Origin of the sequence: uncultured Clostridium sp., from assembly GCF_934754915.1 — a bacterium.
Classification (GTDB): Bacteria; Bacillota; Clostridia; order Clostridiales; family Clostridiaceae; genus Clostridium.
The window spans coordinates 1-18,766 of record NZ_CAKVKB010000071.1; the positions used below are offsets into that span (position 1 = coordinate 1).

Below are 18,766 nucleotides of genomic sequence, written 5' to 3' on the forward strand. Positions count from 1 at the left end.
TTCTTGGTTTACATTGTCAAAGAACTTTTCAATATCTGCGTCTACTACATAATAGCCCTTGTTGTTACACGCTTTCTGTGATACTCCAAACGGTGCTCAAGCCAGTGCTATCGTCTATACAATGGTAGAAATGGCAAAAGCAAATGGAGTAAACGTCTATCACTATCTAACCTATCTTCTGGAAAAGCTCCCGAATGATAGGATGAGTGATGAGGAGTTGGATAGATTTGCCCCATGGAACAAAGATGTTAAATCCGAAATCAAACGTCGTGCAAATGACTCCAATCAATAATCAATCATACGTGAATTGTCAAGGTGCTCCGGTCGCAAAAATGCAGCCGGGGATTTTTGTATCCGTGTCTAAAATTTAAGCGCTTACCTTTTTTGTAACTCAAAATACATACTAGTTTTTGAATCATATGGATTATATTAAATCTTAAATTCCACAAATTTTAGGTGCAAAATTTGTGGAATTTAAGACTAAACCATATTACTATCTTGATTTTTATATGCCACAATCCATTAATTCTTCTATTTTTTTATATATACTGCGTTAATTAATGAATAATATTCGTCCTCTACACATGTCGCAACAATTTGCATTTCATTTGCATTTTGTTCAAATGTGAGTTTAAATTTTTTTCCAGATCTATTACCTATAACTTCATATTCATTTTGACCGTCGATCCATTCGAAAATAAAGTCTTCATCCGATGAAGACCTGCCATAATCATGCCAAAACCCTAAATATGCTTGATTTCCTGTAATTGTGAAATCAGAGAGCAATTCTCCAGACTTATATTCATATTCTACATTATCATTTACTGCTTTATTAGTATCATCTTCGTCAAAATTACTCTCTGTATTTTCTGAATTTTCAACAACTATCGGTCGTTCTTCTTCTATCCAATTGTTTAAATACCACGAAACAATTTTTCTATCAGTTAGATAAATATTAAGTAAGTACGGTTTTCCAGCAATCGATGTCACATATTTTTGCATCTCATTACTAGTAAACGTACACGTCCAAGAATTATTCTGTAAAACTTCATTTGCCTGATCGATGGAATCACCAAGATTAGTTCCATACAATTCTACATTAGACGCCCCTTCATTTTTCATACTAAAGGTATTGTCTTTCCATTCCAAGTAGAAATTATCTACAGTGTATGAATTAGAATCCGAAAATTGCCACGAATCCGTCTCTTTCATATTAAGTTTATTAACCAATTCTACATAATTTTCTAGATATTCACTTATCTCTGTTATTTTTCCTAATATAGGAACAATTAATGGAGTTTCCTTAATTCCATCTAACGCATATCTTTCTTCTATTTTATCTTTTGAAAAACATACTAATTTTGCATCAGATTTTCCAAATGAATCACTTAAACCCACAATATTTTTTGCATAATTCAGTGCCTGAGTAACTGTATAGCTTTCGTTTTCTTTACCTATGTAAGATAGTGCATAAAAAAACATTGTTCTCGTCATCATTTCATATTCCATCGAAGTAGTATCAGTATATCCCAATACAACATCTGCCCCTTTGTCAAGTAATGCTTTTGCTAAAACATCATCCTTCCCAGAATAACATGCCCCTAAAAATATCAAAGATTTATCCATTTCTTCAAAATAATTTTCAACAAATTTACTCGTAATTAAATATTTTCTAACAGGAGAATATGGAATTCCTGTTTCTCCAATTTGTGGAAACGATGAAAGCACAATATTTCCCGTTCTTATGTCTTCTTTGTATTTGCTAAAATCCTCAAATCCAAAAAAACTCTGCCCTGTAGATAAGCACGAATGTAGCTTTGAATTATAACCACCATGCCCCTCGAAGATAATAATCTTGTTATTTCCCCATTTTTTTAATGAATCCAAAGTTATTTCTTTATCTTTTAATGCATATTTATCATTATATTCGTACATATCCCTATAATTCGTTTTTACTAAGTTTGCATTTGCAGTTGGCTGAAACGATCCTTTATATTCAAAATCATTAGCATACTTATCGATAAATGTCATTAAATAAGACATATTTACAGCATATGTAGAAGCGTTTGGTTCCACTGTTAGGATTTTCGCACTTTCTCCATTGCTTAATTTATCCTTTTCAAACGGAATAAATAAGTAATTAATTCCACTTGAAAATTTAATATAAATATTATTATTATCTGAATCTCTAACATATTCTTCAATTGTACCGTCTTTTATTCCACTTTTTATAATATTCTCCACATCACTTAACAATTGAGGAATATCATCCTTTTCTACATACCCATTCTCATTAAAATATTCGCTTTCTTTTTTTAGAATTTTATCGTCATAAGTAATATAATTATTAAAATCTTTTTCCCTGATACCGGTATTTTTACGAAAATATACAATTACTGACAAAATTCCAATAACTACAATCAAAAAGCATATTAAACATATTTTCTTTTTCATATTTATAATCCGCCTTTCTGCGAAGACCACCAATGCATCATGAAGCATATAGGCTAACATTCTCTTTTCTAAGCTATTTTTTCTGACAAAATTCATATATAAGACATATTACAGAACACGTGAATGTGAACAGCCGGACTGTATTGTAGAACGTCTCGATATATCCAAAAATCAGTTCATATGAATATGTGTAGTTGAAAATTTAAAACCCTCTTTAAAAATCAACTAATTGTTTGAATTTTATATGAATTATATTAAAATTCTAGGCAGCGAATGTGTTGTTTACATTTCAGACTAAAAAACGATCAGCTCAATGTATTAAAAAATTCAATTCAAGTATTGATTAAAAAATGTCGCTGCACTAAACCATGCACAGGCTTCAGAATTAGTAACTGCTATATTAGAATAGACAGCAGCTAATTCTGTATTTTGTTCAATAGAAGACAATCTACTTAACATTTTTTGATTTTTTCTTAACAGTTCGCTATTCTGAGACTCTAGAACAGCCATCTTTAAAATGATACTTTGCTGATTTGAAATAATTTCGTCCAGCTTAGATTTAATTTCATCTAAGTCTAAATGAAGAAGTGCTGAGCTAAAAGTTTCCATAGACGTATTCATAAAATTACTCAAATAATAAATTGCATAAATATTTCTAAATTGTACAGGAACTATATTTATATCATAAGCTTTTTGCAACATTGTAGATGCTTTTTTTTGGTCCGTGCTAAGTTTATTATAGGAATCACTATTTTTCTTTAGACTTGCAATATTTTCTTTAAACTTTACAGGAGCAATAGCCTTAAATTCTTCTAGCTTTGAAAAGAAACGTTTTCTAATCTCTATTTTTTTGGGAAAATTGGAAATTCCTCTGTAAACAAGCCAATTGTTTAAATTATTAATATCTTTATAATTGTCTATTTTTATCCAATTATGACACTTTTTTAAATATCTTCCAGTATAAATCGGAGTATTATAAGGTGACCAAACAGCAATATAAACATCTTTACCATCATAATAAAAATGACAACATTCATCTTCTACCGTATGTTCTTTTAAATGATCTAGTAATATATATGTAGCATAATAGTTGTTATTTTTTATGTATCGATATTCATCATCTAATCGAGCCAGTTCGTATTGTAATACTTCATTAGCATTTTCCAATCGTAAAAGATTATTCAAATATATCTTGATAGCCTCTCTATCATATTCCCCGGTTGTTTTAGAAATGATTTGGTGTGTTTGTATTTTTTCACCACAAAAACTGCAAAAGACAGCACTATTTGCTATCTGTTTTCCACATTTGTAACAATACATTTTGTCTCCTCCTTCATTTAGACATCCTCTCGGAATCTTCAGACCTATAACCAATTCCATTTTTATTTCTTCTCATTCTTTGTCAAAAAAGTCTTGACAAATCGCTCAAAATTTTCCTGAAGCCGATTGAATGTATTTTGTTTTTCTCGACTTGAGGGCGATTTTATGTTACCTGTTAATTTTTCTGTTTATTTCATCTATCAATTTTTGTGCTTAAAATTTCCCGATTATTGGTCTTTGCAATCTCGGCAATGTTGTAAATAATTGCACTTGCTTCAGTGCCCACAAATAGTATCAGCCATAACCGAATTCTTCTTTTCATAGCGTATGCCTTCTTGATGTCTTGATCGTTTCAATATATTAGTTGACTACAGTATTATACACTACACCATGTTTTAAGGTGCTTACAAATAACTCAAATGCTTGTGGAAACCATGCTGTAAACTGATCTGGATTTTCCTCTAACTCCTGTACGATTTCATTAATATTTTTCCATTGAATATCATCAATTTCGTCTGGATCAACATCTAACATTGGTTGTTTATATATGGTAAGCATAAAGACATGATCAATTTCATTTTCAGCACAATCAGTAAATTTTTTGTAATAATGGAATTTACCGACTTCCCTCAAATTATCTATATAAGAATTTATATCCAAACCGAGTTCTTCCTTAGTTCTACGGATAACAGAATCAATTAAATTCTCTCCATATCTTGGATGTGAACAACATGAGTTTGTCCATAAACCACCCGAATGATATTTCCCCAATGCACGTTTATGTATAAGTAGTTTATTATCTGTCTTATTATATATAAACAACGAAAATGCTCTATGTAAATATTCATTTATATGTGCATTCATTTTTTTACAGTAACCTATTTCCTCATCTTCTTCGTTAACTAATATTAATTTATTATCCATCTTACTTTCTCTTTTCTTTATTATTTATTGATACAGCGTTCTATTTCATGCCAATCCTCTTGAATGTTTTTATCAAAGATAGAAATACATTTTAATAAGTCTATCGAGTTATTATCCATAATTCGCATGTTGTAAGGCAATCCTGCTATAATTTGATTTGAATAATCAGAAACCGTTAAATAATTTTTTTCTTCTTGAAACTTATCTTATTATCTAATACTCTCTTTTGTTCCTGTCGTGCCTTATCTTTAACTTCATTACTAATATAAAAAAATTTTTCAACTTACTTGAGAAATCTTGTAATCTCTTGATTTCTTCGCAATTCAATTCATGTTCCGTTGTATTAATATATGTACTTATACTCTCTTGACTCATATGCACAATTTCCTCAATATATGCTATCATCTCCAAATCATTAACATCCATAATTTTGTAAAGGAATTTTTCTCTATTTTCAAAGCTAAATATCTTCATCACAATATCTTTCTGATGATTATAAATTGTCATATATGTATTAAGAGATACTGCCAACCTATTTTCAGAATTATCTATCTTAGTTATTTCTTTTTTTCTTTGAATATCTGATATCTTTTTAGTATTATATGCAGTAACAATTGCAACAGCTAAAGATATCGCACCTATCAAAATGGAAATTATGTCTTTTAATTCCATTGTTTCTATACCAACCACAATATTCTCTATTACAATTTTAATCACTAATGTTACTTTCTCCTTTGTTTTTACATTTTTACACCAAAAGCAAATCTTACTCTATCTTAAATATCTTCTACTCCAACATTATCAACTAATTGTTCCACTCAACATTATCACATATCAAATGCATTGGATTACCAGCAACCAAAGATCTAGCTGGTACATCTTTATTTACAATAGTTCCTGCAGCAATAACTGCGCCATCTCCAATATGAACTCCTTTTAATATAGTGACTCTAGCACCAATCCATACATTATTTCCAATAATCACTTCGGCTGTATTGCATTTACCCAATATTTGATGTCCGTCAGAATCAAGAATAATAGTATATGGTCCTATTGCACAATTTTTACCTATTTTTATATATTTGTGGCATTCAATTTTTCCATATGAATTAATAAACCCACTATCCAATTCCAACTTTCCACCACTAAATATGTGCACATCGTTTCCATAGAATATATCAAAATTTCCATCAACACTCAATTGAGACTGATTGTCCATTCTAAAAAAAGTAACTTGACCTGTTCGAACCGACTTACTAATTGGATTCCAATTTAACTTCAATTTTCCATTAATTTGCACACCATTAATATCATCAATACACAAATGTGTATCCTTATAACAACATACCTGTTGTCTGAATATAATATTGTTAATTTTTGTACTCATACCATTCTACCTTTGACAACACACATGCAAGACTAATCAATTTTTCTGAATAATCAATTCGAAAATATCCAGGATTCAGGGAATCAGGACGCAACCTAAAACGATCTAAAGCATCTGCATCTTTGATAATTGACAATAATTGTAAATATTTATTATACTGTGATTTTTCAAGATTATATTGATTAAAAATCTGATCTGCTTCCTCATCTAATAAAGAATGAGCATGAATAATTGCTGGTATCAGCATATCTATTTTATCATCCGAAAGATGCATCAACATTTTTTCTGCTCCCCTATATCCATGAGCACGATCTTCTCGATCGTCAATTCTTCCAATATCATGATAAAGTGCTATCTCCAGAAGAATATTCATATCATTTTCATCCATGTTTTCATTGCATGCTATTAGATAAGAAAAAAATGTTACATTTAGTATATGTTTAACTCCATGTACCTGGCTATGATACAGAATCTTATCATTTAATTTATTAACACTGCTCAAAAAAATATGAAACCTAGTATTTTGGATTAGACCATCGAAAAATGCGTGCGAAATAAATACTTTCTTATAACCACAATAATATAGTTGCATTATTCTTATCATATAAATATTTTCTAATATCCACACTTTTTTTTGAAAAATATTATTAAGATATTCCGATTTAAAAAGATTTCTCATTGCACTCCCTCATAGTTATTCTATTTTTTGAATCATATCGTTTTTCCTAAAATATTGTAGTTCTTCTAATGATTCTGGATACACTGCACTATCTTTATTATTCAAATAATAAACCGCATAATATTTTGTAAATTCTTCTGGAATTCGATTAATTACATATTGATATAACGGCTTAACGCATCGATTAGCCGTCCATTCATTGTCAAAATAATTTTTCTCCTCATTAAGACGGGATTTTATCTTTAATACCGGCGAAAAATCTTCTGCACTTAATATATATACAGCTACACTTCTTTTCAAATAATAATACCCTGCTTTTAAAGAAAGAAATGGATTATTAGGATAAATACACACTCTATTTTTCTCATGCATTTCTCCTGATACAGCTCGGCAAGCATATAGCCATATTTCATAAGGATTCGAAGTTGCGAATACCTTTTCACTAAATTCTTTCCCATACATATCAAAATTAGCACTTGGAGCAATAACATTTAAATCAAGCATTTCCGATACATGAAACAATGTTTTATTATTTTTTAGATAATACATCTTAATACATGCCTCTAGATTACTATTATCATAAATACCATCTTTTAACAATTTGGTATAGTATATTTGAAATGCATTAAACTTTTCAAAAAAGATAAAATTTTCCATTCTTATATACTCCAATCCAATATATTATTAACTGAATTCTTATCGCATATTTCCCATTTTGACATAATACCTCTAGGAGCACAATATTTGCACATATCAAACGGAGTATTAAACAATTTTCGAATTTTATCTTTATTAACGTTGTCTGCATTTAATTCCATTATTCCTGATGGAGAAATATTTAAATCAAAATTTTCTGCTAGATATTTGATAACAAATGGTACAAAACATGGTGCAATTTGATTTTCATATAGAGTCGCACACGCTCCTTTCCAATGGCATGCATTAAACGATAATTCCTTATCCTGTCGCCCTGAGTAATCATATATTTTCTGAAAATCAGTTATCATTTCAGAAATTTCATAATTTACCCCTTTTTGTTTTAAGAAGTCATTAATTCTATCGAGTTTTTTAACTAACGGCAAATAACTTGTTACCACAAGTTTTGATGATGTTTCTTTGAATGCAGTTATTAAATTGTCATTCATTTCAACAACAAGGATTCCATTGGTAATAACTCGAATATCGGAATACGGATAAATATCTCGGATCATATATAGATACTTATCTAACTCTTTATTTAGTAAAGGTTCCCCTCCAATTACTCGAATACGCTTTATATGTTTAAATATTCCTTTGAGAATATATAAACTGTTCCGTGTTTGTTCGAGATTCGAATATCTTGGTGTTTTTACAAGTCCACAAAACATAGAACAATTTTTACAATTCATATTACAATGATCAGCAACATGGATTTCTATCGTATCAAGCTCATCTCTATTTACATACTGTGTAATCAAACCTTCTTGGTTTAATTCTCTTTTGTGAAACAACAACTCCTGACCATATAAGATATCACATTCGGATACATTATTCACTGCTAAATATCTATACATCCTGTTATTAGCATCTTCTTCTAATGACGGCATAATAAATGCATCCACTGCTGAATCTTGATACATTTCTATCGCCTTCATCGGAGAAACAATTTTAATCAACTTTCCATCAATATCTTCACTCTTTCCCCAATTATTATTCCGATAATCAACTACACCTTTCAATGAATATTCTTTATAATCAGAAATAATATATGCAAGCTGTAGTGATTTTCGTCCGTTACCTAATACCAATACTCTCATTTTTATCATCCATTCTTACATTTACTGCTTCCACCCAATCGTACAACTCATATAGGAAAAATATATAAACATCATCTGATAAATTATTCTTTAATACTTCCAAATTTTCTTCTATTACTTCGAAAAAAGTATCGAGATTTTCAAAAACAAAATCAATTGAATTTTCTAAATTTTTCACTTCTCCATTTTGTAAAAATAATATAGAATTTTTTATTTGATTCTCAATATCATCATATAAATCGCATAGATCATCGACAAGCCAAAACAATTTTGCTATAGCAACTGCACATTTTTTCATTCTGACAGAATCTCGCGTATCAACGGCAGATAAATATAAACAACTAGACACAAATTCTATCGATTTACTTGTTATTAAATCAATATTAATTTTTTCAGGAAATACCAGTTTATTTGTAGATATATATATCTCCGACTCAAATGCATTAAGGATATCCGTTTGCAGCTCCAGAAAAACTTTAAAATTATATTCTTTCAATCTTTTCATATGTTTTACAAACATCGAATACAATGTATCTATTGGATCTTCTGTTGTCATGTCCATATCTATTGATATACTTTTTTGAAAATAATCTCTAGTTAATATATTTGCTACATGTTGCTTTTCCCTCTCTTTCAATCTTTTTGAATCAAATATCAAATCCGACAAGCAACTCAAACAAACAAACGAAAGAGCAGCCTCTTTCCAGTCATCCTCATCATTCTTACAAAATTCTTTTCTCCACAAGTAATATTTCACATAATTAAATGTATAGACTTTTGTTAAATCAAAACCATATATCTCTTTAGATTTTTGAATAATTACGTCAAATAATGTCTTCTGTTTATTGGGGATTTCTTTAATTTCTTTTTCATACTTACTTTTGTGCTTTTTAGCATTAATAATATCTGTTTTTGAAAATTTCTGTTTTAATAACTGTACATATTCCTTTTGTCTATACATCAAATATCTCCTTCATATAATAAAAAACCTGTAATCTAGGGGGAACCTAGATTACAGGCCAGCCTAAACAGAAACACTCTATAGCTTATGTGATTTTACCATCCACTACCGCTATCGTTGTTCCATCCTCCACGACACCATCCCATCATTGAAACAGTGCTATTGCTTGCTCCTTCCATCGCTGGTTTAAAAGTCTTCTGTCCTTCAACAGATTCAGCAATAATTGTGATAGTTTTTCCAAGCTTCTCTGAAAACATTTCTAATTTGTTCATTATCAGATGCCTCCTTTCTTTAGTATTCCAGACACATTTGCATCTGAAAACTGCACTCGAAGTTGTACCACAAAACAAATGTACTTTTCAAACGCAAATACAATTTAATTAGCTAATGTTCCAATCGGATTCCATGGCATTAAATATAAGCTCTCTCCATTTAATAACTTTTCTTCATTTATTGATAAATACCGTTTGTCAATCACTACTTGATAAACGTACTTTTCAAACCAATCTATTGACATATAAAAGTATCCGTTCCTACCTACATGATTTCCATGGGAGTCTTCCACCTTAAAACCAACCACCTCATGTCCCTTTGATATAATCCCAACAATCAGCATCGCATGATTCATTTCGGACTGATGGTATTCTAATTGTTCTCCCTTTGACAATAAATATGAAGTGTTTAGTACGTGTGATACATTAAAAGTATTATCATCCATAATTCCTGTTTTTTTATCTATCATTTTTCCTGCATCACATCCAAACCATACTGGCATTCCATTGTTTATTTGTTCAATAACTTTTTCTTTTAAAGTTTCAATCGGCAGATTAATATACTCTATCTTCTCTCCTTCGGACATATTATTAAGATTTTGAATACAATACTTTTTATACAATGGTGTTTTTGACATAGGGGCATTAATCAAACACACATATTTATCTAAATCTATTCCAATCTCTGCTTTATAATACGAGAGAGGTGTATATTTTTTTTTCATCTTTCCATACTGAAATTCAACCGGGGGTTCTCCAAGGCACAAATTCAATATTCTTCTGATTTCACTCATCTTTTCATCAACTTCACTATTGATCAGTTTAATGTCTGCACCTTCTATATTCAATTTTCTTATATTACAACCGCCATCTCGCAAAATGGTCATTAAACAAATATTCATTTGATTTGTATCTAATGCTGAATAGGTATCAGGCATTGATTCTTGTGGAACAATACCATATTTCTTTATAATATTGTTAAACATCGCCCATTGCCCCGCATCTGGACATGGATTTTTAAATAAATGTTCAACCATTCTGTTATCGCTTGGCAAACCCATTGTTTCTATTACTTTTTCGAAAAAATATTTTGATTTTTCGTATTTATCATAATAAGATATATAGTTTGCAGAAAGAACTATTCCTGTTCCACTATTTCCCCTATCTACCGATGTTTTTAAAAAATTAAGTCCAGCATATATCCAACATTTCCCAGTAAATTTCTGATTTTGTACATTGCCAGTTTCTAATGACTGTTCAGAATCGAAATCTATCGTCCACATTGTTTGTGCAACACTCATTATTCCTTTATTTTTAATCAAATTATTATCCAACATTTTATTCACCAATTATTTCTGTATTTAAAAACTCATTTACCAGCTTTGGTTCATTTAAGATTGACTCAATCATTTCTGGATATAAAGTATTATTTATTGTACATTCCAAGTCATCCTTTTTTGTCCCTGATAATTTTGCTTTTATACTACAACCACCTTTGCAAAAATATTTCCATGAACATGACAAACAACTAACATCTTCTTTCTCTTTAAAATAGGCTTTTGTCTCTTTTGCATCTTTTACTATCTTAATCAAATCTACTGTTTCTTTGACATTTCCAATTCTTTCTTCCTCATAATCAGTCAGTTCACAAGGATAGATATAGCCCTCCATATCAAACACAATCATATTCATTCCACCCATACATCCTCGTGAAACGCAAATATCTGAATTGTCACGTATTAACAAATTCAATAATTTGTGTCGAATATTCATATCTACAATATTATATCCCTCATTATTTAAAGACATAATTTTCTTATACACTCTTTTGGTTCCATTCACTACCTGTTCTTTATTCAAACATAAGTTAGTTGCAAATTCACTCTCATGCACAAAATTAAATTTAACATGCTTTATATCAATATCTTTTGCATAAAAATCCAATATGTCCTCTATATAATCAATACTGTTTCGAGTTATTGTGTTAATAATTCCAAAATTATCCCCATAATATTTCTTTACATTTTGTATTCCTCGAAGCACATATTCAAACGAACCTTTTGTATTTGCAAACACTCTTTGCTGATCATGAATTTTTTTATTGCCATCAATACTTATTCCTATTGACACATTATGTTCAAACAACCATTTTACATTTTCTTCTGTGAGTAATACTCCGTTAGTTTCGATAGTAAAATGCACAGATACAGAAGTATTTTGAAAAAAATCATACATCCATTTAATTTTTTTCATTTCAAGTAAAGGTTCTCCACCCCATGGTTGAATGGATATTTTCTTAACTTCATGCTTCATACAATAGTCTAAAATGTAACTGCAAATTTTATTGAGCATTTCTTCAGAAATAGATTTATAATTTTCCGGATTGTGTACGTCTCGAAAACAATATTTACAATTCAAATTACAGTAAGTTGTCAAATCAATCATAAAAAATTCTGGACGAATCTCATGATTGGTACATAAATCACAATGATGTAAATTATCAAATTTAGCCAATCGATGCTGTAATAACTTACTTGCAAAATCCGTAGATACTTTTTTTTGTTGCAACATATTAAACAATTCACGGTCAATCAGTATTGAATATCCTAATTCGTTCAACAAATAATATTTTTTACCATTTGTAAATGCTTTACATTTTTCATACACTATATGCTTTTCCTTATCTGCATATTCTTCTACTAACATTTCATTCATTACTCAATAATGCCTTTCTGATATAAAGTCTGAATCCAAGCAAGAGCATCCCCCTCATTAAGCTCTGTTTCAACTTTCTTTTTTAATTCGTCAAAAGTAATTCCTTTTTGTAAGTCTCTTAAAATATGTAACATGTTACACGTATCATGGTTGCCTAACATAATAAACTTTCCTTCATCTGATCGTTCAATAATTATTCCATTATCTCCTATTTCTACATCAATGTAAGGTGACAAAAAGAACTTATCAACATTATTATTACTATAGATAATTTGTTTAGCGAATTTATCCATCTGCTGTCTCCCTTTTATATGTACGGTTTCACTATACTATCACCAAACAATTCAAATGCTGTTCTGTATGTTCCCGCACAAAATTGGTTGGCTTTACATTTTTTACATGCACCTGTATATAATCCCACATTTGAATCAACATTATATGCTCTTTGTGATTCTCCTTCTCTATTTGGGGAAACATACCCTTCATAGCCATGAGATTTTGGAGTAAAAAACCTCCAATAATATGGATCGGCTGAACATAATGGCATGTTAAAGCAATATACTAGCCGTCCATTTTCTCCTTTTTCAAGATACTCATCAAACATTTTTTCCAAATAAGGACGTATTCTAGGGAATTCTACTTTATAATTATTTTTTGTTTCTTCTTCTAAACCACAATAATCTATACTACACAATTGCATATCCACAGACTGTGGAAAAGTTCTATCAACAAACTGAAAAAATTCTTTCAATTCTGTATAATTTTCTTTTGTAACGCAATGTTTTACTATTGTATGAAATCCTGCTTGATTAACATTTATTAATCCTCTTATGCTTTTTCTAAAACTACCTTTAGAACCATTTACCCGTTCATGTAATTCTTCCGTTTGACTATGTATCGTGGTAATCACAGAAATATTATTACTCTTTATCCGGTTTGATATTTCTCTTACAAAGTTTATATCATAGAGTTTTTCTGCATTTGTTAATAATGTGATTTTAATATTTAAGGTATTAAGATATGATATGATATCTAAAAAATCCGGATGTAATGTCGGCTCTCCCCCTGAAAGAACCGCTTCCGTTATTCCTAATTCATTTTTTAATCTATATACAGAATCTTTTAACTCCTGAAAATCCATATACCTAAAGCCTTTTTCCTCTTTTGTACACGGACAAAAACTACACTTTTGATTGCATATATAACTAATTGCCAAATACGCTGAATTCATTTATTATCTCCTTTTCCATACCAGTCTTCTAACCTAGGTTCACTCTGTCTCTCCCATATAAATGTTCTTGCACCTGTACAATACTTACACACATCATGTGGTCGGTCCAAAAAAGCAAGAATTTTTTCAGCATCTATATTTTTGTCATATATATTCAATCGACTTGTTGTAAAATTCAATTGCTTATCAAATGACTGATTTACAATATGTTCTACAGCCGGTGCCGGACATACACTAATGTATCCACTTCTTAAAACATGACAATTCCTTCCACTGCAATGTTCCCATTGGTAATATGGATCTGAATTTCCTAAAGGATTAAATATTCCATAAAACTTCTGAACGTCATTCTTATAATAAACGACCTTTTCTGAAATTAGCTTATTTTCAATTTTCATGCTAATTTTCTTTTCTATTGGATAAGAAGACCATCCAATACAAATACCAAGGTTTGTAATTGATTGATAAAACTTCTCATCTAAAGTTGGTAATAGTAATCCATTAGTTAAAATTTCTATCTTTGCTTTTTTTAGATATCTTCTCGCAATCTCTAGTAATCTTATTATTTTAGGATGTAAAAGAGGTTCTCCCCCATACAACCTTAACACTTCGATATCATCAAAAAGCTCAGAAATCCTCATCACATCGCATTCAAATTCATTACAATCATAATAAAATTCTTCTTGATTTAAATTGCAAAAATGTAAGCAACCCTTACAATTCAAGTTACAATGTTCAACTATTGGTATTCCAATTCTTTTTAGCACACTCATTTTATTCCCCATCAAATTCACAAATTTCCAATTTTAGAATTATACTCAAAAATAACATTATTGCTAAGAAGAAATACCTTTTCATTCTTTGATTTTGTATACTTAATTGTCTGCTTATATCAAGTCGTTTTCTTACTTCTTCCTAGATAATTCTAGTTCTGCTCTTAAGACCTGTAGATTATCTCTCCATTTCTCGTAATATACACTCTTTATTTTTTGTCGAACATATTTATAATTTTCGTAGAGTATCATACTCTACGAAATAAAACCGTCCAACAGCAAAAAAGTACCATTGGACGGCATTTTGACGGACTTATTTGACGGCTAATAAATTGGAAAGCTTTTGCATATTTTCCTTTTTCATTTCTAAGGTTGGATGAACATACCGATTCATGGTAATATTAACAGTTGCATGACCAAGAATTTCACTAAGGCTTTTTACATCGAATCCCAGTTCAATACATCTGGTAGCAAAAGTATGACGAAGTGTATGAAAATTTGTATCTTCGATGCCTATGGATTTCAGAATTTTTTTAAACTTATTTTGCATAGTTCTGGGTTCTATAAATTTATTGTTGGTATTCGTTAATAAATATCCAACGGAAACCTTTTGGTGTTTGATAAGAATTTTATATAATTCGTTTGGTAAAGGAATTGTTCTTATAGAACAAATACTTTTTGGTGTTGTTATTATCACTTTTGTTTTTGCTCCATTATCTGCTGGTTCTTGGACTCTTTGAAGTGTATGATGAATATGTATCGTTTGATCGGAAAGGGAAATGTCTTCCCAACGCAAAGCACAAATTTCGCCAATTCGTAATCCAGTAAATAAGCATACAAGAATTCCTATGTTACACGGATCAACTGTTTCTAAAATGTATTTACACAGTTTGTCCTGTTCCATTTTGTTAAAAACCCTCATGGATTTAGGAGCTTGTTTTACTTGAATAGCAGAAAGATCACACGCAATATAAATTCCTTTTTTCGTAGCATATTTTGTAACGCTTCGAATTATTGACAAAACGTCACTTACTGTTTTAGGAGCTAATCCTTGTTCCCTTTTTCCACCGGATTTTAATAAAAATTTGCAATGACTTTCTACAAATTCATAAGTAATTTTATCAAATGTCTGATTCCCATATTTAGGAAGGATATAGTTTGTAAGCATATTATAATATTTATTTTGCGTAGATTTTTTAGTATGTAATTTAATACTTTCAAACCACTCCAATGCGAGAGATGAAAATAAATCCAAGTTTTTTTCGACAGTTTCAATGTTAGAAGATGCTTTTTTTTCCCTCAATTTTACTTTTGTTTCACGATATGTTTTTGCATATACATATCCATACACTATCTTTCCATTATTGGTTCGTGATTTTATATATCGTCCTTCCCATCGACCGTCTTTTCGTTTATATATATTTTCGCCTTTTTTTGCCATAAGATAAAATCTCCTTTCATTGTGACTACCATTTTGACGGCTTATGGCAATTAACCAATAAACTTTTTTAAGTTTTTTTCATTTTTGGTTATTTTTATATGTTTAAAACAATTCATGAATTGACGAATCTAGCTTGAAGAGGTAAAATAAATTCATATAAACGTCGGAAATAGTATCTAATCCATTTCGTAGAGTATGATACTCTACGAAATTATTGCCCTCAATGGGCTATATTTTTGGTTTCTATATAGGCAATATTGCCTATCACACTCATACTTCATTATAGGCAATAATGGATATCCTTGGACTGCATGACCGGATAATTGATCTTAGTATCTTCTACCTTAATCCAGCCGACCATATCATTGTTTTGCAGAAAAAGTTCCTGATAGTCCGGCAAAAACGACTGGTCTTCCGAATACGACATCGTTTCCTGTGTTTCATCTGTATCCTCGACAGTTTCAAGCAATTCATCATAGATTTCTGCCTGCTTTTTGGAGTCCATATGATTGCGGATCAGGAAAAAAGTGCTTACAGAAAAAATAGCCGCAAGCACCGCAATGATTATCACATATCGCTTTCTTTTCATCATTATCGTTCCATATCCTTTCTTTTTGGCGGTGTCAGATCTCTGCAATATTCCGGATAACGCAGTTTGATTCCTTCCATAAAGTACGGAGCATATCCACAGCAGAACAGTTCTTCCGGTGTGCAGAACCTCTCCCTGCCTTCTTCTGCAAATCCATTCCACAGATTAAACGCAAGGTTGCAGACTTTCACAGTTCCGCTGGTCTGCCATTCTCCATGCATTCTCTCCGGAATGATAGACATATATCTATCGATATTTATAAGAAAATAAGATTACAATAATCATTATGTTGTAAAATAAGCAAAGGTGCGTGATTTTTTAATGGAAATAAAATATGATCTTCTACCAAAACAAAAGACTCAAAAACACAATTTAAGTGTAGAGATTGACCTCTACCCTTATGCTACTGACCTATACGAAGAATTAGATAGAATTGGAATAATTGATCGTATTAAAGAAATCCCTCAATTAGGAGTTATAAAAGTAAAAAAGAAACTTGCAAAAACAAGGTTTGATTATGTGATGTTACAGTTATATTTGCACAAATTAATCAAAACCCATCTGCAAGGAGATCTACGCTACACTTATAACAATTACATAAATGCAAAAGAATTTAGAGCTGATTACATTTACTTCGAAAAGAATAATAAACCTTCTATGGGTGACATTTTGCAATTGCTTACCATCATATATAATGTGGGGCATTTTTATAACACATTTACTTCTTCTCGTGCCATTACTATGATAACGCAAGAAGATACCGGTTTTCACAATCTGGTTATTAATGCTTGTGAAGACAAACGATACCAGAGTGCTGCTAAAACAATATTGGAAAGTAAAAATTATCAAAGATTACATTTGTTGAATTCAATTCTTGTATTAGAGCATTGTAATAAATCAAAGCAATCCATTTCCGTCACATTGGAAATTTTATATTCATATATAAATGAGCAATTATTGCCTGAAGAAAGTAAACTTAAATATGCATTTGCGATATTCAGAAACGTAAGGACTGTTTCATACATAGCATATGATTTACAGATAGCAGATACACCATTGACAATTGATTTGTGTAATGAAAAGGCAATGTTGTTATTGTTAAAAGAGTTATTATCTGAATATAACAATAATCAATCTTCAACTCACTTAGTCAGTTCTATTAGTAAGCTTTTGGATGATACTGTATATAATGAAAATTCAAATGCCATTTGCTATTATAAAATATCCAGAAAAATGGTTTCTCTGTTGGAAAGAAAGTTGGATCATACTAATGTAAATTACTATAACGATTTGTTTATGAATAAATCTAGCATTTTAAATCAAGTATGTACTCATAAAAGAGACTATGTCCAATCAAATATATTGAAATTAACCTTTACCTTAGAACAAAAATGTATATCAGAAGCATTGTTATCTGAATTAGAAAAAATTAATAATACTCGTGTTGGTTACTATGATAGACATTCTGGTAAACAAACAATCCTTGTTTCTATAAAGAAGACTTGTAATTATGATACCAAAAGATATGCCGCTTATAAAACATTAAAATGTACTGTTAATTATCTTCGTAGGATTCCCAATATTTCTTCCTACGACCCAAGATTTCTTTTGACAGTAAAGTTTTTCTTATTCTATTTATTTGATGAAAACCCTGTGGTAATTAAGCCAACCATAAGCAGAGATATATGTGTTATTTGCACACGTGGAAAAAATGCAAGAATAAAAGAAATACAGTCATTGCTGAAATCTTCGATTGGAAATGAGGATGAAAATCATGAAGTTAACTTTCTATTAAGTCAGATTATTAACGATTCAATTAATGACACAACAATTACAATTCCAGCAAGTATCCTTGTATATCAGAGAGATGCAGTAGGACGAAAATTAAGTGAATTTGATGGTTTGATTATTCACCCAATGAGAAAATCAAATCAAGTAATTTTCTTGGAGGCTAAAAACAGAGATAAAAAACCAAGCTTTGGTAAAAATTGTCTTATTGAAAAATTCGACAAATTTTCATTTGAATATGTGTCAGATAACATTGAAATTATAGACTATGATGCATTTTTGAAATACTCAATTAAATAACCTCACATTGAAAAAATTATCCATTTATCAGCTCCGTTAAAAAGGGGCTGTCGGTAAATTTCTGAACTGCTCCCCGTCAAGTAGACAATTGAAAAAATATAAATTTTTCCTGCCAGCGGAAATTTATCTGCTGGCA

19 protein-coding genes and 2 pseudogenes are annotated in these 18,766 nt (G+C 30.4%); 2 read left to right on the plus strand and 19 right to left on the minus strand.

All coding sequences use genetic code 11. The annotated features are described in order from the left end of the window. Nucleotides 1–85: 85 nt before the first annotated feature. Nucleotides 86–292, plus strand: a pseudogene (locus tag Q0F58_RS11435) (transposase domain-containing protein); the annotation flags it as partial. Nucleotides 293–531: 239 nt separating this feature from the next. Here Q0F58_RS11435 and Q0F58_RS11440 read toward each other — a convergent pair. From Q0F58_RS11440 to Q0F58_RS11530, 19 genes and pseudogenes are all read right to left on the minus strand, one after another. Then, on the minus strand, nt 532–2,454 hold the full coding sequence (locus tag Q0F58_RS11440) for a hypothetical protein (RefSeq protein WP_294376547.1): 1,923 nt from the start codon (nt 2,452–2,454) through the stop codon (nt 532–534). A 327-nt stretch (nt 2,455–2,781) separates the two neighbouring features. Next, nucleotides 2,782–3,774 carry a hypothetical protein gene (locus Q0F58_RS11445; protein ID WP_294376548.1) on the minus strand — a complete coding sequence of 331 codons (993 nt, stop codon included), beginning with the start codon at nt 3,772–3,774 and terminating at the stop codon, nt 2,782–2,784. A gap of 193 nt (nt 3,775–3,967) precedes the next feature. Next, nucleotides 3,968–4,096, minus strand: coding sequence for a hypothetical protein (locus Q0F58_RS11450; RefSeq protein ID WP_294376549.1), 129 nt, complete (start codon nt 4,094–4,096; stop codon nt 3,968–3,970). Between the two features lie 38 nt (nt 4,097–4,134). Continuing rightward, nucleotides 4,135–4,698, minus strand: coding sequence for an isopentenyl-diphosphate Delta-isomerase (gene idi, locus Q0F58_RS11455; RefSeq protein WP_294376552.1), 564 nt, complete (start codon nt 4,696–4,698; stop codon nt 4,135–4,137). Nucleotides 4,699–4,911: 213 nt separating this feature from the next. Further along, entirely contained in the window at nt 4,912–5,415 is a 504-nt protein-coding gene (locus Q0F58_RS11460) for a hypothetical protein (RefSeq protein WP_294376553.1), read from the minus strand. Nucleotides 5,416–5,503: 88 nt separating this feature from the next. Further along, nucleotides 5,504–6,085 (minus strand): DapH/DapD/GlmU-related protein, encoded by a 582-nt coding sequence (locus Q0F58_RS11465; protein ID WP_294376555.1) that lies wholly within the window; start codon nt 6,083–6,085, stop codon nt 5,504–5,506. Beyond that, nucleotides 6,069–6,587, minus strand: a complete 519-nt coding sequence (locus Q0F58_RS11470; protein ID WP_294376558.1) for an HD domain-containing protein — start codon at nt 6,585–6,587, stop codon at nt 6,069–6,071. The genes Q0F58_RS11465 and Q0F58_RS11470 overlap by 17 nt, the downstream gene beginning before the upstream one ends. A gap of 192 nt (nt 6,588–6,779) precedes the next feature. Then, nucleotides 6,780–7,421 carry a hypothetical protein gene (locus tag Q0F58_RS11475; RefSeq protein WP_294376560.1) on the minus strand — a complete coding sequence of 214 codons (642 nt, stop codon included), beginning with the start codon at nt 7,419–7,421 and terminating at the stop codon, nt 6,780–6,782. Nucleotides 7,422–7,423: 2 nt separating this feature from the next. Then, nucleotides 7,424–8,560: a radical SAM protein gene (locus Q0F58_RS11480; protein WP_294376563.1), complete on the minus strand. Its 1,137-nt coding sequence runs from the start codon at nt 8,558–8,560 to the stop codon at nt 7,424–7,426. Next, on the minus strand, nt 8,538–9,521 hold the full coding sequence (locus Q0F58_RS11485) for a hypothetical protein (RefSeq protein ID WP_294376567.1): 984 nt from the start codon (nt 9,519–9,521) through the stop codon (nt 8,538–8,540). Before Q0F58_RS11485 ends, Q0F58_RS11480 begins: the two co-directional genes overlap by 23 nt. Before the next feature lie 95 nt (nt 9,522–9,616). Next, nucleotides 9,617–9,793, minus strand: coding sequence for a hypothetical protein (locus Q0F58_RS11490; protein WP_294376569.1), 177 nt, complete (start codon nt 9,791–9,793; stop codon nt 9,617–9,619). 104 nt (nt 9,794–9,897) lie between these two features. Then, nucleotides 9,898–11,130: an aminopeptidase C gene (locus Q0F58_RS11495; protein WP_294376571.1), complete on the minus strand. Its 1,233-nt coding sequence runs from the start codon at nt 11,128–11,130 to the stop codon at nt 9,898–9,900. Nucleotide 11,131: 1 nt separating this feature from the next. Beyond that, nucleotides 11,132–12,508, minus strand: coding sequence for a radical SAM/SPASM domain-containing protein (locus Q0F58_RS11500; RefSeq protein WP_294376573.1), 1,377 nt, complete (start codon nt 12,506–12,508; stop codon nt 11,132–11,134). After that, nucleotides 12,508–12,801 (minus strand): hypothetical protein, encoded by a 294-nt coding sequence (locus Q0F58_RS11505; RefSeq protein WP_294376576.1) that lies wholly within the window; start codon nt 12,799–12,801, stop codon nt 12,508–12,510. Before Q0F58_RS11505 ends, Q0F58_RS11500 begins: the two co-directional genes overlap by 1 nt. Nucleotides 12,802–12,815: 14 nt before the next feature. Continuing rightward, on the minus strand, nt 12,816–13,739 hold the full coding sequence (locus tag Q0F58_RS11510) for a radical SAM protein (RefSeq protein WP_294376579.1): 924 nt from the start codon (nt 13,737–13,739) through the stop codon (nt 12,816–12,818). After that, the gene (locus Q0F58_RS11515; protein WP_294376582.1) at nt 13,736–14,512 is read right to left on the minus strand and encodes a radical SAM protein; all 777 of its coding nucleotides are present in this window, start codon (nt 14,510–14,512) and stop codon (nt 13,736–13,738) included. Before Q0F58_RS11515 ends, Q0F58_RS11510 begins: the two co-directional genes overlap by 4 nt. A gap of 313 nt (nt 14,513–14,825) precedes the next feature. Further along, nucleotides 14,826–15,953, minus strand: a complete 1,128-nt coding sequence (locus tag Q0F58_RS11520) for a site-specific integrase (protein WP_294376585.1) — start codon at nt 15,951–15,953, stop codon at nt 14,826–14,828. Between the two features lie 280 nt (nt 15,954–16,233). Then, nucleotides 16,234–16,545: a hypothetical protein gene (locus tag Q0F58_RS11525; RefSeq protein WP_294376588.1), complete on the minus strand. Its 312-nt coding sequence runs from the start codon at nt 16,543–16,545 to the stop codon at nt 16,234–16,236. Then, nucleotides 16,545–16,778, minus strand: a pseudogene (locus Q0F58_RS11530) (DUF6075 family protein); the annotation flags it as partial. The pseudogene Q0F58_RS11530 and the gene Q0F58_RS11525, both read right to left, overlap by 1 nt. An 85-nt stretch (nt 16,779–16,863) precedes the next feature. On the opposite strand from Q0F58_RS11530, the gene Q0F58_RS11535 reads away from it, so the two are divergent. After that, nucleotides 16,864–18,630 carry a hypothetical protein gene (locus Q0F58_RS11535; RefSeq protein ID WP_294376591.1) on the plus strand — a complete coding sequence of 589 codons (1,767 nt, stop codon included), beginning with the start codon at nt 16,864–16,866 and terminating at the stop codon, nt 18,628–18,630. Nucleotides 18,631–18,766 lie beyond the last annotated feature (136 nt).

What these genes read in the sequence shown, in the direction of transcription:
- Q0F58_RS11465 (WP_294376555.1), bottom strand. Translation starts at nt 6,085, where the DNA reads ATGAGTACAAAAATTAACAATATTATATTCAGACAACAGGTATGTTGT.
- Q0F58_RS11535 (WP_294376591.1), top strand. Translation starts at nt 16,864, where the DNA reads ATGGAAATAAAATATGATCTTCTACCAAAACAAAAGACTCAAAAACAC.
- Q0F58_RS11480 (WP_294376563.1), bottom strand. Translation starts at nt 8,560, where the DNA reads ATGAGAGTATTGGTATTAGGTAACGGACGAAAATCACTACAGCTTGCA.
- Q0F58_RS11500 (WP_294376573.1), bottom strand. Translation starts at nt 12,508, where the DNA reads ATGAATGAAATGTTAGTAGAAGAATATGCAGATAAGGAAAAGCATATA.
- Q0F58_RS11525 (WP_294376588.1), bottom strand. Translation starts at nt 16,545, where the DNA reads ATGATGAAAAGAAAGCGATATGTGATAATCATTGCGGTGCTTGCGGCT.
- Q0F58_RS11520 (WP_294376585.1), bottom strand. Translation starts at nt 15,953, where the DNA reads ATGGCAAAAAAAGGCGAAAATATATATAAACGAAAAGACGGTCGATGG.
- idi (WP_294376552.1), bottom strand. Translation starts at nt 4,698, where the DNA reads ATGGATAATAAATTAATATTAGTTAACGAAGAAGATGAGGAAATAGGT.
- Q0F58_RS11475 (WP_294376560.1), bottom strand. Translation starts at nt 7,421, where the DNA reads ATGGAAAATTTTATCTTTTTTGAAAAGTTTAATGCATTTCAAATATAC.
- Q0F58_RS11485 (WP_294376567.1), bottom strand. Translation starts at nt 9,521, where the DNA reads ATGTATAGACAAAAGGAATATGTACAGTTATTAAAACAGAAATTTTCA.
- Q0F58_RS11445 (WP_294376548.1), bottom strand. Translation starts at nt 3,774, where the DNA reads ATGTATTGTTACAAATGTGGAAAACAGATAGCAAATAGTGCTGTCTTT.
- Q0F58_RS11505 (WP_294376576.1), bottom strand. Translation starts at nt 12,801, where the DNA reads ATGGATAAATTCGCTAAACAAATTATCTATAGTAATAATAATGTTGAT.
- Q0F58_RS11495 (WP_294376571.1), bottom strand. Translation starts at nt 11,130, where the DNA reads ATGTTGGATAATAATTTGATTAAAAATAAAGGAATAATGAGTGTTGCA.
- Q0F58_RS11510 (WP_294376579.1), bottom strand. Translation starts at nt 13,739, where the DNA reads ATGAATTCAGCGTATTTGGCAATTAGTTATATATGCAATCAAAAGTGT.
- Q0F58_RS11490 (WP_294376569.1), bottom strand. Translation starts at nt 9,793, where the DNA reads ATGAACAAATTAGAAATGTTTTCAGAGAAGCTTGGAAAAACTATCACA.
- Q0F58_RS11450 (WP_294376549.1), bottom strand. Translation starts at nt 4,096, where the DNA reads ATGAAAAGAAGAATTCGGTTATGGCTGATACTATTTGTGGGCACTGAA.
- Q0F58_RS11440 (WP_294376547.1), bottom strand. Translation starts at nt 2,454, where the DNA reads ATGAAAAAGAAAATATGTTTAATATGCTTTTTGATTGTAGTTATTGGA.
- Q0F58_RS11515 (WP_294376582.1), bottom strand. Translation starts at nt 14,512, where the DNA reads ATGAGTGTGCTAAAAAGAATTGGAATACCAATAGTTGAACATTGTAAC.